This window comes from Arenibacter algicola, from assembly GCF_018860365.1.
Lineage (GTDB): Bacteria > Bacteroidota > Bacteroidia > Flavobacteriales > Flavobacteriaceae > Arenibacter > Arenibacter algicola_B.
In genome coordinates, this window is sequence record NZ_JAHKPO010000022.1 from 121,459 (window position 1) to 134,687 (window position 13,229).

Here is a 13,229-nt window from a genome sequence, read left to right on the forward strand (position 1 = left end):
AAATGAAAATTAAAATAGCCATTGTAGATGATAGTTCTTTTCTCTTAAAAGCAGTAGAGGATAAGCTTGCTTTTTTTGAGGCTATAGTGGTGAAATGGAAAGCGGGCAACGGATTGCAATGCTTGGAAAAACTGGAAGAAAATCCCCATTTGGATCTGATCTTGATGGATATAGAAATGCCTATTTTAGGTGGTATTGAGGCTACCGAAAGAATAAAGACAAGATACCCCCAGATTAAAATTGTTATGCTGACGGTTTTTGATAATGATGAGAATATTTTTAATGCTATAAAAGTAGGGGCTGATGGGTATTTGCTAAAAGATGTTGACCCAGATACCTTGTACAAAGGAATTTTGGACACATTAAATGGAGGAGCGGCCATGACTCCTTCAGTGGCACTAAGAACCCTTAAATTACTTAGAAACCCAATAGCTTTGAATAATATTACGGCCCAGGAAGAAGTCTTCCTGACAAACCGTGAGGTGGAAGTTTTGGAGCAATTGGGCAAAGGCCTTAGTTATACTAAAATTGCCGAAAATCTTTTTTTATCACCCAGTACCGTTCGAAAGCACATAGAAAACATATATGTAAAACTTCAAGTGCATAGTAAATTGGAAGCGGTAGAAAAGGCAAAACGCAATAATCTTATTTAAAAATTAGCATTATAATTCTTGATTATATCATATATTTAATGATATGAAAAGGTTTTTTGTTGGTGTTATATTTACGTTGGCTATTGTTTTAATTTTTCGTTCCTGTTCGGAGGAAAAAGAAAAGAAATCCATTTTAAAGGAGAATTCAATGCTTATTCAGGAACAGATCAATAACGTTTCCAAATTGATCGTTACCGAAGGGCACTTTGCCGAAGTGTACAATTATAAGGATTCCCAACAATTATTTGGTCCGTTGATTACTGCCGATAAAAAAGCATTGGTGGTGGTGAATGCTGAGGTGACCGTAGCCTATGACCTAAGTCTAATAAAATTTGACATCGACGAGGCTACCAAGACACTGCGCATTATTAGTATCCCAGAACCGGAAATTAAGATAAACCCCGATTTTGAATATTACGATGTTACTTCGGATTATTTAAACCAGTTCAATGCAGAGGATTACAACAAAATTAAACGGAATGTTAATGCGTCCCTACTGAAAAAAATTGAGGCCTCAACTTTAAAGTCCAATGCGCAGAACCGACTTCTAAGTGAGCTGTCCAAATTTTTGGTACTTACCAATTCCATGGGTTGGACACTGACCTATGGGGATAGGAACATCCAAAATTTTGAAGAATTAAAGTTGCTGGATTAAAAATTACCTATAAGAACGACTTTCCTATTATTTTACAAAGGTATTTGCCCACTTAATATAGTTTTCCCAATCGTAGTCGGTAACATCATGCTTGCCGGTACGGATGTGGTAGGAAACGGTGTTATGTATAGGTTCATTTACCTTGGGCATTTCCATGGTTTCTATTCCTTTTTTGCCGTATAGGTTGTAAACTTGTGTTGCATAATGTGCGGAAAGGAACTCTCCCCTGGGATCGGCCCATTGGTCTTCCTCCGCACTGGCTACATAGAGTGGCCTTGGTGCAATCAACGCCAACAACTGGTGTTGGTCTACGGGCAATGCTTCTTCATGGTCACCGTACTGGTTGAAATTGTCACAAAACCAGTGTGGAAACCTTTCGTTTATCACCGATATGGTCTCTCCAAATTTACGTTTGGACAGAGCGGCGCCCCCGCAGCCCGAGTTGTTGGAAATTACCCCGGCAAATCTTTTGTCCGTAGCTCCGGCCCAAAGGGATGTTTTTCCCAGTCGCGAATGGCCGAAGGCAATTACCTTGGAAGCGTCTATGTCAGGATCTTTTTCAAAATAATCCAAAGCCCTTACCATGCCCCAACTCCAAGCCGCAATACTGCCCCATTCAGCAGGTTTAGGCTGATTCTGGCCTTGTTGATACAAGAGGCTATGAATGCCATCCGAGAAATCATTTTTATCCGGGTCTACTTCACCATAATATATGGTAGCTAGGCCATAACCGGCATCCAATATTTTTTCAACTGCCCAGCGATTCGTTCTTTTTCCCCTGGACTCCTCGGTCAAAGTGTTGTTTTTGATCCCGAATGATTCATTGTTATTGGCCCAGGCCGATGAAATTATTACAGCTTTATCCTCTGTGATGGTGTGGTTGCCATAAAAATTATAGCCCAAAAAAACGGGTGCCTTTACTTTGTTTTTCGGGAGATAGAGCAAAATGGTATAACTCAAAGTTTTGCCATTGTTCTTAAAAGTAAGTTCTACTTGCTTGCGCTTGGCTTTTCCGTTAAGGACATTGTTGTCCTGTTCTAAAATGGTATAGGAGTCTATCTTAAGGCTTTTTGGAATCTTACCGTATATATCGTTCTCAAAAAAACGAAGTAGTTCCGGCCGTCTTACTTTTTCCCAGTTTTTTGCCGAATTAATTTTATAACCGCTAAAAGTCAGTAATGGATCGGGCACCTCAAAGGAAGGAACCTTGCTTTCTTCATAATTGGTTTGGGATAATATAGGGGACATGGATAAAATAAAAAAGGAACACACAAAACAAGTTAAAAGCTTCATTTCAGATCTATTAAAGGTAGCAGCATAAATATAGGGAATCCAAATGAAACTAATGAGCAGGATTATGATACCAAACTTTTGTCCACTAATTCCAGGCCGTCATCTATTAGGTGGCCAAGTTGTGGTTTTTGGTGTTTAAGGGCCTCCAAGTACGATTTCAGCTCTTTGGCAAAACTTACATCGTCATTATTTTTTGCTAATTCGTACAATTCAACCGCAAGCAACCAATCTTCTGGATGGTTGGCTTTTATTTCCTGGAAAACCTTGTTTCTAGAGATAGTTACGTTTTTGCCTTCCCTGAATTCCCTAATTTGCTTGTATAACTGCTCTAATTGCTTCCTTTTTTCAGTTTTGGCCGATTTAATGGTGGTGTCGGTGACTTTGTGCGTAACCAGATCAAAACTATTTAAATCTGCCGGGCCATTGAACACAGAAACAATATTTTCTCCCACGGCCATATGGTATAAGCCGTGGTCCGGATGAAATAGGATTTCATCATTATGGGTAACCGTGCAATTTGCCATGGTAATCAGTATAATTTCTCCCTTAAGGTTTCTGGTGCCCGTAATAATTTCCCCTGAAACTTTTATGTCTCCGATGAATTCAAGGTCCACCACTTTACCTTCATAGATATTGTAGGCCTTTAAATCGCGGGGACTCATATCCTCTATCGCAAGATTTATGCCTTTCAATTTCCCTATGGGCGAACCAAATCCGTTTGTATGTTGCTTAATGCCGTGCCCAATCAATTCCTTTTCGCGGTAGGCAAGGGCTGTATTTCCTTTGGTCTGTAAATAGACCGGTTTTCCGTCATGGGCAATGGCACTTTCAAAATGCCCAGATACTTGCAGGCCCGTACTTAGCTCCACTGTACCCATTTCCTTGGAGTTGATAAGTTTTTCCAAGCCACTTAGGCCACCTTGTCTCAAGGACATGGTGTTGGCAAATTCCTCCAGAACTTGGTTTAGATAAGCAAAATCCGGAGTAACAAAAAGTTGGGGCTGAGGTTGGGTTATGTCGAAGGAAGTATGTGCTGCTTCTATGGAATATGGAATTTTCTTAACCTTATCGGTCATACACCAAGCACTTTCCCCAATAGAGGAAAGTAAACCTGCACCATATATTTTTGGTCTATCCACGGTACCGATCAGTCCGTATTCTACAGTCCACCAATGAAGATTTCGAATCAGGGCCATTTCACTTGGCTCGCCCATATTCAATTGTAGGTCTTCAATTTTCTTTTGGGCCTTATCAATTTCTTCTTGAGGGGTGCCTTCGGCCTCCTTTATAATGGACAGATGTCTAACGGCTTCGTATAATTCGTAATCCTTGGCACTGGAAATGGCCTTGGATCCTATCTCTCCAAACCTACGCAGGTATTCCGCATATTCGGGATTGGCTATAATAGGGGCGTGTCCGGCGCCTTCATGTATAATATCGGGCGCGGGGGTATATTCAATATGCTCCAATTGCCGAATATCCGAGGCTATGACCAAGACATTGTAAGCCTGGAATTCCATAAAGGCAGAAGGGGGAATAAAGCCATCCACGGCCACGGCCGCCCACCCTATTTCTTTCAAAATACGGTTCATACCGTACATATTGGGAATATAATCTATGGAAATCCCCGTTTTGTTTAGGCCCTCCAAATAACTTTTATGGGCCACTTTACTTAAATAATCTACATTTTTTCGCATTACATAGCGCCATACCGCCTGATCTATAGGGGAGTAATCCTCATAATTCTGCGGTTTTATATACTGCTTCAAATGCTCGGGAAGCTTATCCAAAATGAAATTGCTTTCAAAAGACATAGATGGTGTTTTATTCTATTAAAGATACAAAATGCCCCCTTGTTCTCAAAGGATGACCTTTCGTAATTATATAACTAAATAAAGTGAAAGGACAATTAAGGGGATGGTTTAATGGCAGTTGGCATTTTTAAGGCAACCTATTTATTGGGATGGGAACAAAAAAAATTCCCTTCCTTAATGGGAAGGGAATTTGGGAGAATTTAATCTAAAAAATTACCTAAACATGCTCCTGGTAATCGGTATTTTTTATGGTCAAAAGTTTAATTCATAGCTGATCCGGGAGGATAAGCTTCCAATATTTCAGAAACGAACTCTTTTATCCTTTTCTCTTTCTTTTCCATATTTCTAATGTTGTTCAAGGTGCCAACGCCCCTTCCTTGCCAAACCAGTTCCTTGTTCTTGGCATCTATGATGTCTATATATAAAGAGCCTTCGGTTCTTGTGCTAACATTGTTTCCTCCGTAATATGGAGATCCCCAGTAAAATGGAGACCAGCCCCAGCCATAAAAGCCTGCGCCCCAATAGTTGCTGTACACATCTACCTGTTGTCTTTCCTTGGTAAATATGCTTAATAACATATCGGGATTTTCGGATTTTACGTAACCTCTAGAGCTCATTTCAGCATCAATGGCCTTTAGTATTCTCTTCTTGTCCAAATCTGAAATCTGGGCCTTGTCTATCCCAGTTTTATAAAAGGCATAGGTTTTGAACGAATTAAAATTTGCTTCTTTATCATAATCGGATAATACACGTACCGATGTGCAGGAACTGGCGAAGAGCAGAACCAAGATCGGAACGATTAAAAATTTAATTTTTTTCATAGCTATTATATTTGAATTAGTACTTGTGATACAATGTAATCAAGCTCAAAAATCATGCCGAATACCTTAGTTTTGGCGCTGTGTGTTCGTTTTTTGGTTATAACCGTACGGACAATGTCTGCAGCCACTTTCGCAACAATATCCCCTTTTTAGATGATATTGTTTTGTAAAAACTTTGTAGCCTTCCTCTGAAAGGTAAAAATCCCCTTCCTCCAATGGTATAAATTTCTTCATTGATGTAAATTTATGGGATTTATGCCAAATAATTTATGCTGGTCAGTTAAGTGGGGGGTAATTTAACAGAGTTTAGCATACTTTTTGTATTTGAACCTATTTTGTTCGTAGTAAGTCGATTATGAAAAGATTTTATGAAGCTCCCTGTTATCTTTGATAGGCGTGATATTTATCCGATAGAATGATTTTAGTTTTTAAACATGTATTTTACAAAAACTATGTGGGACTCTCCTTTTGGCCCTTCATTATTTTGAAGAACTCTTCTTTAAAAAAGGATGCCACGCTACTTAACCACGAAAAAATACATCTAAGGCAACAACGGGAACTATTGATAGTACCCTTTTATTTTTTGTATTTGTTGGAAGGTATTATTAGGTACCTTATGTATTTTGATGCTTACAAGGCCTACCAAAATATCAGCTTTGAAAGGGAGGCCTACGATAATGAAACTAATTTATATTATCTACAAGAGAGAAGGACTTTTAGTTTTATTAAATATCTTTGGGGCCAAAAGCCTTAGGCGTGCAGGGAATAAATCAGGAAGTAGACCTTTCTATTTTAAGTAAAAAACAGGTTGCCCTGGTGGTAAAAAGGGAAGACCTGATACACCCGTTTATTTCTGGCAATAAATACCGAAAACTTAAGTATAATATTTTGGAGGCCAAGCAAAGGGGCTTGGATACCATTTTAACTTTTGGTGGGGCCTATTCCAACCATATTGCCGCCACCGCCTACGCTGGAAAATTATACGGAATAAGGACCATAGGGGTAATCAGGGGCGAAGAGCTAGGCCAAAATTGGATGCACAACCCCACCTTGGCCAAGGCCCATGAGCATGGGATGAGTTTTAAATTTGTTTCTAGAACTGCTTATAAGGAAAAGGCGGATATATCATTTTTAGATATGTTGGACAAGGATTTTGGTCCATATTATTTGATTCCCGAGGGAGGTGCAAATTTGTTGGCCGTGAAAGGTTGCGAGGAAATATTGACCCCGGATGATAAGGGTTTTAACGTCATTTGTTGCAGTGTGGGAACAGGTGGTACCTTGGCCGGAATTGTCAATTCTTCCCTTCATTATCAGAGAATTATAGGCTTTCCCTCGCTAAAAGGTGATTTTTTAAAAAAAGATATTCGTAATTTTACAGCCAAAGAAAACTGGGAAATCAACACAGATTATCATTTTGGGGGTTATGCCAAAGTTTCTGAAATGCTTATAGAGTTTATTAACTATTTTAAGGAAAAGACCAATATTCCTACAGATCCCATTTATACGGGCAAGCTTTTGTATGGAATTTTGGATTTGGTAAAAAATGATTATTTTAAACCTGGAACCAAAATTTTGGCAATACACAGTGGTGGTCTACAGGGGATAGCAGGAATGAATTTAGTATTAAAAAAGAAGAATCTACCATTAATAAAAGTATGATAAAAAGAATAGCGATAATAACAATATTGGGTTTGTTCTTGGTGAGTTGCGGTGTTAAAAAGAGAACTACCTATGCTAAAAAGCCAGACCCAAGGACTACTACAACTGCTACCAAGTCGGCCTCCAAACCGCTGAGCGAATCCAAAAGTGAGGGCGCCTATGCCTTGCCGGAGGACAATGGCAAATTTGTAAAATTCACGGTTAATTCTACCGAGGAATATATAGAGACCTTTGCCGAAATAGCGCAATTCGAAATGAAGGCTTATGGCATACCCGCCAGCATTACCTTGGCACAGGGTATCCTGGAAAGTGGTGCGGGCAGAGGTGTTCTTGGCGCCAAGACCAATAATCATTTTGGAATAAAATGTCATACGGGTTGGGAAGGAGATTATGATTTTCATGATGACGATGCAAAAGGGGAATGCTTTAGAAAGTATAACCATCCCATGTACTCCTTTAGGGACCACAGTGAATTCTTATCTTCACGGGCCAGATATGCGTTTTTGTTCGACCTGGATCATGATGACTATAAGGGGTGGGCCTATGGTTTAAAAGAGGCAGGTTATGCAACGGACCGTAAATATCCCCATAAGTTGATTGCACTTATAGAGCGCTATGAACTGGATAAGTATGACAGGACGGTTGTAAAGTCTGGGGGCATTGTAAAAAAGCAACCTAAACAGTACGAACATAAAATTCATGTGGTGCAGAAGGGAGATACTTTATATTCTATTTCCAAACGCTACTTTGTCTCCATCCCAGAATTGATGAAGTTGAACAATATGAACAATAGCAATTTGGCCGAGGGCCAAAAATTGACTGTAAAATCTGAAAAAATTAGATAATCTATGATTTATAGAAGAAGCAGTGCTTTATTTGCTGAAGCACAGCGTTATATTCCTGGAGGGGTAAATTCCCCTGTTAGGGCATTTAAGGCCGTTGGGGGTAACCCTGTTTTTGTAAAGGAAGCCAAAGGGGCATATTTATACGATGAGGACGGTAACCGATTAATAGATTACATTGCATCCTGGGGGCCGCTGATCCTAGGTCATGCCTATGCTCCCGTAATAGACGCGGTAATTGAGAAGGCAAAAAAGGGAACGTCGTTCGGAATGCCAACGGAAATAGAAACCCAATTGGCAAAGCTTGCGGTTTCCATGGTTCCCAATATTGATAAGATACGTTTTGTAAACAGTGGTACGGAAGCCTGTATGAGTGCCGTGCGTTTGGCCAGGGGATTTACCGGAAAGGATAAAATAATAAAATTCGCAGGGTGCTATCACGGTCATTCGGATTCCTTTTTAATTCAAGCGGGAAGTGGTGCGGTTACCTTTGGGAGTCCCAATAGCCCCGGGGTTACCCAAGGTACTGCAAAGGATACCCTTTTGGCGGCTTATAATAATCTGGAAAGTGTAAAAGCCTTGGCTACGGCCAATAAAGGAGAAATTGCTGCCATTATTATTGAGCCCGTAGCCGGTAATATGGGGTGCATTATTCCAGAAGAAAACTTTATAAAGGGATTGCGCAATCTTTGTGACCAAGAGGATATTTTGCTGATTTTTGATGAGGTTATGACCGGATTCAGATTGGCAAAAGGGGGTGCCCAGGAAGTATTGGGTGTAGATGCCGATATCGTGACTTTTGGAAAGGTTATTGGAGGAGGATTACCTGTTGGTGCTTTTGCAGCTAGAGAGGAGATCATGGGACATTTAGCCCCTGATGGACCTGTGTACCAGGCGGGAACGTTGAGCGGGAACCCTTTGGCAATGAGTGCCGGACTGGCAATGTTGACCGAATTGAACAATAATCCGGAAGTCTTTAGGAGTTTGGCCGATAAGACCAAATACCTAGGGAAAGGACTGGCGCAGGTATTGACCGATAACAATATTCCTTTTCAGATGAATAGGTTCGGATCCATGATCTCTATTCATTTTACAGAAGAACCAGTGGTGGATTTTGAATCTTCGGCCAAAGGGAACAATGCAACATTCAAGAAATATTTCCACGGCATGTTGGATCAGGGTATCTACCTGCCTCCCAGCGCATTTGAAAGTTACTTCTTAAACGATGCCCTTAGTTATGAAGATTTGGATGAGACTATCGCTGCGCTCTCCAATATTGCCAAAGATCTACATTGATCCGTAAAATACAGAAGGCTAAATAGACACTACTTTGCCTATTTAGCCTTCCTTATTCTAGAGGGGAAAAAGATTTATTTCTTTCCGGACCTTTTCTCGTTGTCCTTCATTCCTCTGCCTTTTCTATGACCTTCCCTGTTTTCTTTCATCTTTTCCCATTTCATATATTGCTCCTTGTTCAATATTTTCTTCATCTTTTCTTTTTGGGCAATCTGATGATCCAGCATGGCTGTTTTCATGGCATAACGCTCTTCTGAAGTTAATTTTTTGGCCTCACCGCTTTCTTTTCTCGCCTTCATTTCATTCATTTTCTCTGAACGCTTCACAGCATTTTGCAGGTTTAGACTTTGAATTTCCTTTTGTTGGGCATCAGTAAGGTCCAAGGCCAGGGTCATCTGCTTCGTTTGCAGGGTGGCAATTTGTTCAGGACTCATATCTTTCATATCGCCTCTGTGGCCTCTTTCCCTTTCTGGTTTTTGTGCTATGGCAGTTATTCCGGCCATTAATACAACTAATACAACTAATTTTTTCATGTTATTTATTATTTACTGTTTGTATATAGGACAATATGGTAACAGATTGGTTTAATAGGAAAGCTAGTTTTGGGGCAATTTTAACAGAATGGCCTATATGGATAAGGGCGAGTATAGTTACTGTAGCGGCATAAATTATTAATCCCAAAGGAATGGTAATAGGTGTATTAACTAACAAAAAATAAGGGCATAAACCTAGGTTTATGCCCTTATTCAAAACAAATTATTGGATTGTTGTTATTGTATGTTTATGAATTGATTTTCTGAGTTATCTGCCAAAGCTTCAATAGTAACTTTTGATTTTTCCGTTGAGATCAGGTCTTTATTTGCTGTAGTGTTGTCGGATAGATTATTGTAAACCAAAGCGGACACCAAAAAACAAATAAAATATAAAAGACTTTTTATTTTGTAGGACATAGATTTGGGGTTTTTTATTATACCTCTAAGATATATAATCTATTGTCTCCAAATTGGCCAATGTTGTGAAACACATTTAAAGTTGTTGTAAAAAGACCAAAAAATGTGGTCGTAAATTTGAAAGGAAGGTAGAAGTAGACTTATTCCTGTATTTTCTCCAATTTTGCCAACTTATTGTCAATATCTAAATTATCGGATTGTAGTTGTATGATTTCGGCCGAATCACGATTATTTTTATTGTTATATTCGGGCTCCAGTGCATAGTATAAAACAGCCGAGGCTACAAAACAAACAAAATACAATAAACTTTTTATTTTATAAGACATAGATTGGGGGGTATTAATAAAGGTCTGAAAGTAGGAAAAATATTAAATGTCAGAAAATAAATATTGTTAAATTTTACATTTAATCGTCAAAAGGTATCCGTTCAACGGAAAAATATGGGATTTAGACCTAAAAAATGGGCTATCGGTTACGACAGCCCTATCCCTTTAAACATAATGTTACTTTTATAAAATCAGAGGTAGTCCTTAAATTATGATGAATCTAACTGTTGGGGTTTAAAATGAGTTCTATTTGTTCCACTGCATCCTGCAAATGATACTTGCTCATGGGATCCACTGTTCTATTGATCGCATTTTTTAGGTCTTTTCTAAGAATATTCAATTCCGCTCTGGCAATCGACCTTATATCTGACTGTCCAGTGTTAATTGGGGTGGATTTTTGATATCCTCCGGAATTTCCTTTTTTGGCATCATCTTCAGTGGTCAACAGGTAGCCCAATCTTTCAATATGCGCTTTTTGAAGATTTCTTCTATAGGTGTCAATTTTTCTCCCATTTCGTGTTTCGGACCATAACCCTTTTCTTAGATCGGTCATCATTTCCAAAAGGGAATAGGCGTCCTTGCCATTAGCAGTTTCGTTCTCGATCAATCTGGCCAATTTGCCCAAACTCAAAATATTATCCAGCGTTCTAACTTGTAGGCTTCTAATACGCTCTACGGAACCTGAATATTCTATTTTATTAAATATATTTGGAACAATCAGCCATTCCGGGGTTTGGAATAATTGTTCCTGCACAAATAGCAAGCAATTTTTTTGATGCTCCCTATCTACAGGAGTGTATACTGCCCCTTCCTGATCATAGGTCTTATATTGCTCATAGACGCCACCAATATTATTGCTGACATGGCCCATGTATCTATTAAATTGTGAAATTACCTGACCGTACATGGTGTTTAGATCGTCGTATTCCTTGCCTTTTTCAGCCGTCCATTCAATCAGTTTTGGAGTTATTCTTTTCAAATTTTCAATACCATAGGCACTAGCCTTTATGGCATCGTCACCCAAATCTTCGGTCTGCGAACTTGGGTCAACTACATCACCTACTTGTTGGTGGCCAAATCGGTATAATGGATCCCCTGAATGTTTTAGGATCCAGCTATCCAAGGTTTCCTTTTCCTCCTTGTCGGATTTGTCCAATATGGGACGGTATCCCCAAGCAATGGCATATTTGTCATACACCCCAATCTCCGGCATAAGGGCTACACCCTCGTCCCCTGGTTGGGCTATATAGTTGAATCTGGCATAGTCCATTATGGAGGGCGCCGTGCCATATTTTTTGGTAAAGGAAGCAGAGCGGAGCGAATCAACAGGATAGGCTATACTACTACCCATATTGTGGGGCAACCCTAGGGTATGGCCCACTTCGTGCGAAGACACAAACCGAATTAGGCGGCCCATAACCTCTTCTTTAAAGGCAACACTCCTAGCATCAGGGTTAATGGCGGCCGTTTGTACAAAAAACCAATTTCTTAACAAGGTCATTACATTGTGGTACCAGTTGATATCGGATTCCAATATTTCACCAGTTCTCGGGTCGCTTACATGTGGTCCGTTGGCATTGGGAATAGGAGAGGCCAGATAGCGAACTACGGAATAACGTACATCCTCTGGTGACCATTCTGGATCTTCCTCAGGAGTTGGGGGATCTTTGGCCAAAATGGCATTTTTAAAGCCAGCAGCTTCAAAAGCGACCTGCCAATCCTCAATTCCCTGTTTTATAAAGGGTACCCAACTTTTTGGGGTGGCCCTGTCAACATAATATACAATGGGCTTTTTTGGCTCTACAAGTTCACCATTTTTAAATTTTTCAATATCTTCATCCTTCACTTCCAGTCGCCAACGGTCAAGAAAACGCACCGTCTTACTTTCCTGTGCATCCAAGCCATAATCTACCTGGCCACGGGCAAACCAACCCACACGCTTGTCAAAATATCTGCGTTTCATGGGTTCTTCCGGCAGTAATATCATGGAGTTGTTTATTTCAATCGAAATAGAACCTAGGCTTCCATTGGAAGGAGGATTACTGGCCACATAGGTCTTTACATGTCTAGCCTCTATATTTAGGGGATAACTTTTTAAGGTACTGATATAACTTCTGGATTCATCCAATCGCGAAACCTTATATTCCTTCCTATAATGATCTGGCATGCCCAGGGCATTTACATCCTTTTCAAAAAGATCGTTCACTTGGATTACAGTAGCGGGATTCAAGCTATCTTTTTTAAATGCCTTTATATCGAATGAATACAGCACGGGTTCAAAATTGGAATTTACCACGGCTTCACTTACCGGTAGTGAATCGGCAGCAACAATATCATAGCTTACAACCCTAAGCAAGACTTTTTTTGGCAACTTTTCCCATCTAAGGACCTTGGTATTTATTTTTCCTCCTCCGAAGCCTATACCTGTAGCCGTTTTGGAAATTCTACTGACCATTAGCATTTCCTTGTTAAACAGGGAATCCGGTATTTCGTAGTAATGATTGTCATCTACTATATGTACATCAAAAAGACCTTTATCCGTTTTTGCATCTTTGGTGATTACCTTTTCATAGGATTCTATTTCTCCTTTTTTTGATTTTTCCTTGGTGTCGGAGGATTCGGCTTTTTTGTCCTTCTTTTTAAAGATTTGTGCTTCTGTTGTCTGGAAGCACCCTATAAGCAAAAATGTAAATAACGCTTTCGCGAGTAAATTTTTAATCATATTTCGGGCAATTTTTATAAATTCTTGTAATCTTTCAAAGAACTAAAAATAATTTAAATTCTGGAAGTGGATTTGGATTATTGCCCAATTACAAAATAATTAACGGAATTATAGGTCTTTCTGAATCTTAGGTCCCCTTATTCTTGCATTCTATCAGTAAAAAGAAAAAAAATTACAATTAGAGTGTAACATTTT

General features: G+C 39.5%; 14 protein-coding genes. 6 read left to right on the forward strand and 8 right to left on the reverse strand.

Going from position 1 to position 13,229, the window contains the following annotated elements; genetic code table 11:
- Window positions 1-2: 2 nt before the first annotated feature.
- Entirely contained in the window at window positions 3-653 is a 651-nt protein-coding gene (locus KO529_RS17725) for a response regulator (protein WP_215949203.1), read from the forward strand.
- Between the two features lie 43 nt (window positions 654-696).
- A complete protein-coding gene (locus KO529_RS17730; RefSeq protein ID WP_215949204.1) occupies window positions 697-1,308 on the forward strand; it encodes a DUF4230 domain-containing protein in 612 nt (203 codons plus the stop codon).
- A 27-nt stretch (window positions 1,309-1,335) separates the two neighbouring features.
- Here the strand turns inward: KO529_RS17730 and KO529_RS17735 are convergent, their stop codons facing one another.
- The 4 genes from KO529_RS17735 to KO529_RS17750 all read right to left on the reverse strand — a co-directional run bounded on the left by KO529_RS17735 (window position 1,336) and on the right by KO529_RS17750 (window position 5,470).
- Window positions 1,336-2,601, reverse strand: a complete 1,266-nt coding sequence (locus KO529_RS17735; RefSeq protein ID WP_247097633.1) for an alpha/beta hydrolase family protein — start codon at window positions 2,599-2,601, stop codon at window positions 1,336-1,338.
- Between the two features lie 62 nt (window positions 2,602-2,663).
- Window positions 2,664-4,415 (reverse strand): aromatic amino acid hydroxylase, encoded by a 1,752-nt coding sequence (locus tag KO529_RS17740; RefSeq protein ID WP_215949205.1) that lies wholly within the window; start codon window positions 4,413-4,415, stop codon window positions 2,664-2,666.
- A 260-nt stretch (window positions 4,416-4,675) separates the two neighbouring features.
- Window positions 4,676-5,236, reverse strand: a complete 561-nt coding sequence (locus KO529_RS17745; RefSeq protein ID WP_215949206.1) for a DUF4136 domain-containing protein — start codon at window positions 5,234-5,236, stop codon at window positions 4,676-4,678.
- 66 nt (window positions 5,237-5,302) lie between these two features.
- Window positions 5,303-5,470, reverse strand: a complete 168-nt coding sequence (locus KO529_RS17750; protein ID WP_215949207.1) for a DUF5522 domain-containing protein — start codon at window positions 5,468-5,470, stop codon at window positions 5,303-5,305.
- 181 nt (window positions 5,471-5,651) lie between these two features.
- On the opposite strand from KO529_RS17750, the gene KO529_RS17755 reads away from it, so the two are divergent.
- The 4 genes from KO529_RS17755 to hemL are packed head-to-tail and all read left to right on the forward strand — an operon-like array spanning window position 5,652 to window position 9,036.
- Window positions 5,652-5,990 carry a hypothetical protein gene (locus KO529_RS17755; RefSeq protein WP_215949208.1) on the forward strand — a complete coding sequence of 113 codons (339 nt, stop codon included), beginning with the start codon at window positions 5,652-5,654 and terminating at the stop codon, window positions 5,988-5,990.
- A 2-nt stretch (window positions 5,991-5,992) separates the two neighbouring features.
- Window positions 5,993-6,898, forward strand: coding sequence for a 1-aminocyclopropane-1-carboxylate deaminase/D-cysteine desulfhydrase (locus tag KO529_RS17760; protein WP_215949209.1), 906 nt, complete (start codon window positions 5,993-5,995; stop codon window positions 6,896-6,898).
- Window positions 6,895-7,743, forward strand: coding sequence for a glucosaminidase domain-containing protein (locus KO529_RS17765; protein WP_215949210.1), 849 nt, complete (start codon window positions 6,895-6,897; stop codon window positions 7,741-7,743). Before KO529_RS17760 ends, KO529_RS17765 begins: the two co-directional genes overlap by 4 nt.
- Before the next feature lie 3 nt (window positions 7,744-7,746).
- Window positions 7,747-9,036 (forward strand): glutamate-1-semialdehyde 2,1-aminomutase, encoded by a 1,290-nt coding sequence (hemL, locus tag KO529_RS17770; protein ID WP_215949211.1) that lies wholly within the window; start codon window positions 7,747-7,749, stop codon window positions 9,034-9,036.
- Between the two features lie 74 nt (window positions 9,037-9,110).
- Here hemL and KO529_RS17775 read toward each other — a convergent pair whose 3' ends face one another.
- The 4 genes from KO529_RS17775 to KO529_RS17790 all read right to left on the reverse strand — a co-directional run bounded on the left by KO529_RS17775 (window position 9,111) and on the right by KO529_RS17790 (window position 13,034).
- Window positions 9,111-9,569 carry a hypothetical protein gene (locus KO529_RS17775; RefSeq protein ID WP_215949212.1) on the reverse strand — a complete coding sequence of 153 codons (459 nt, stop codon included), beginning with the start codon at window positions 9,567-9,569 and terminating at the stop codon, window positions 9,111-9,113.
- A 237-nt stretch (window positions 9,570-9,806) separates the two neighbouring features.
- On the reverse strand, window positions 9,807-9,986 hold the full coding sequence (locus tag KO529_RS17780) for a hypothetical protein (protein WP_215949213.1): 180 nt from the start codon (window positions 9,984-9,986) through the stop codon (window positions 9,807-9,809).
- 140 nt (window positions 9,987-10,126) lie between these two features.
- The gene (locus KO529_RS17785; protein WP_215949214.1) at window positions 10,127-10,312 is read right to left on the reverse strand and encodes a hypothetical protein; all 186 of its coding nucleotides are present in this window, start codon (window positions 10,310-10,312) and stop codon (window positions 10,127-10,129) included.
- A gap of 220 nt (window positions 10,313-10,532) precedes the next feature.
- Window positions 10,533-13,034, reverse strand: coding sequence for a zinc-dependent metalloprotease (locus KO529_RS17790; RefSeq protein ID WP_215949215.1), 2,502 nt, complete (start codon window positions 13,032-13,034; stop codon window positions 10,533-10,535).
- Window positions 13,035-13,229: the final 195 nt, after the last annotated feature.

Coding starts and splice junctions, on each gene's coding strand:
- KO529_RS17785 (WP_215949214.1), bottom strand. CDS start 10,312: ATGTCTTATAAAATAAAAAGTTTATTGTATTTTGTTTGTTTTGTAGCC.
- hemL (WP_215949211.1), top strand. CDS start 7,747: ATGATTTATAGAAGAAGCAGTGCTTTATTTGCTGAAGCACAGCGTTAT.
- KO529_RS17740 (WP_215949205.1), bottom strand. CDS start 4,415: ATGTCTTTTGAAAGCAATTTCATTTTGGATAAGCTTCCCGAGCATTTG.
- KO529_RS17730 (WP_215949204.1), top strand. CDS start 697: ATGAAAAGGTTTTTTGTTGGTGTTATATTTACGTTGGCTATTGTTTTA.
- KO529_RS17750 (WP_215949207.1), bottom strand. CDS start 5,470: ATGAAGAAATTTATACCATTGGAGGAAGGGGATTTTTACCTTTCAGAG.
- KO529_RS17765 (WP_215949210.1), top strand. CDS start 6,895: ATGATAAAAAGAATAGCGATAATAACAATATTGGGTTTGTTCTTGGTG.
- KO529_RS17775 (WP_215949212.1), bottom strand. CDS start 9,569: ATGAAAAAATTAGTTGTATTAGTTGTATTAATGGCCGGAATAACTGCC.
- KO529_RS17790 (WP_215949215.1), bottom strand. CDS start 13,034: ATGATTAAAAATTTACTCGCGAAAGCGTTATTTACATTTTTGCTTATA.
- KO529_RS17725 (WP_215949203.1), top strand. CDS start 3: ATGAAAATTAAAATAGCCATTGTAGATGATAGTTCTTTTCTCTTAAAA.
- KO529_RS17735 (WP_247097633.1), bottom strand. CDS start 2,601: ATGAAGCTTTTAACTTGTTTTGTGTGTTCCTTTTTTATTTTATCCATG.
- KO529_RS17755 (WP_215949208.1), top strand. CDS start 5,652: ATGATTTTAGTTTTTAAACATGTATTTTACAAAAACTATGTGGGACTC.
- KO529_RS17745 (WP_215949206.1), bottom strand. CDS start 5,236: ATGAAAAAAATTAAATTTTTAATCGTTCCGATCTTGGTTCTGCTCTTC.
- KO529_RS17780 (WP_215949213.1), bottom strand. CDS start 9,986: ATGTCCTACAAAATAAAAAGTCTTTTATATTTTATTTGTTTTTTGGTG.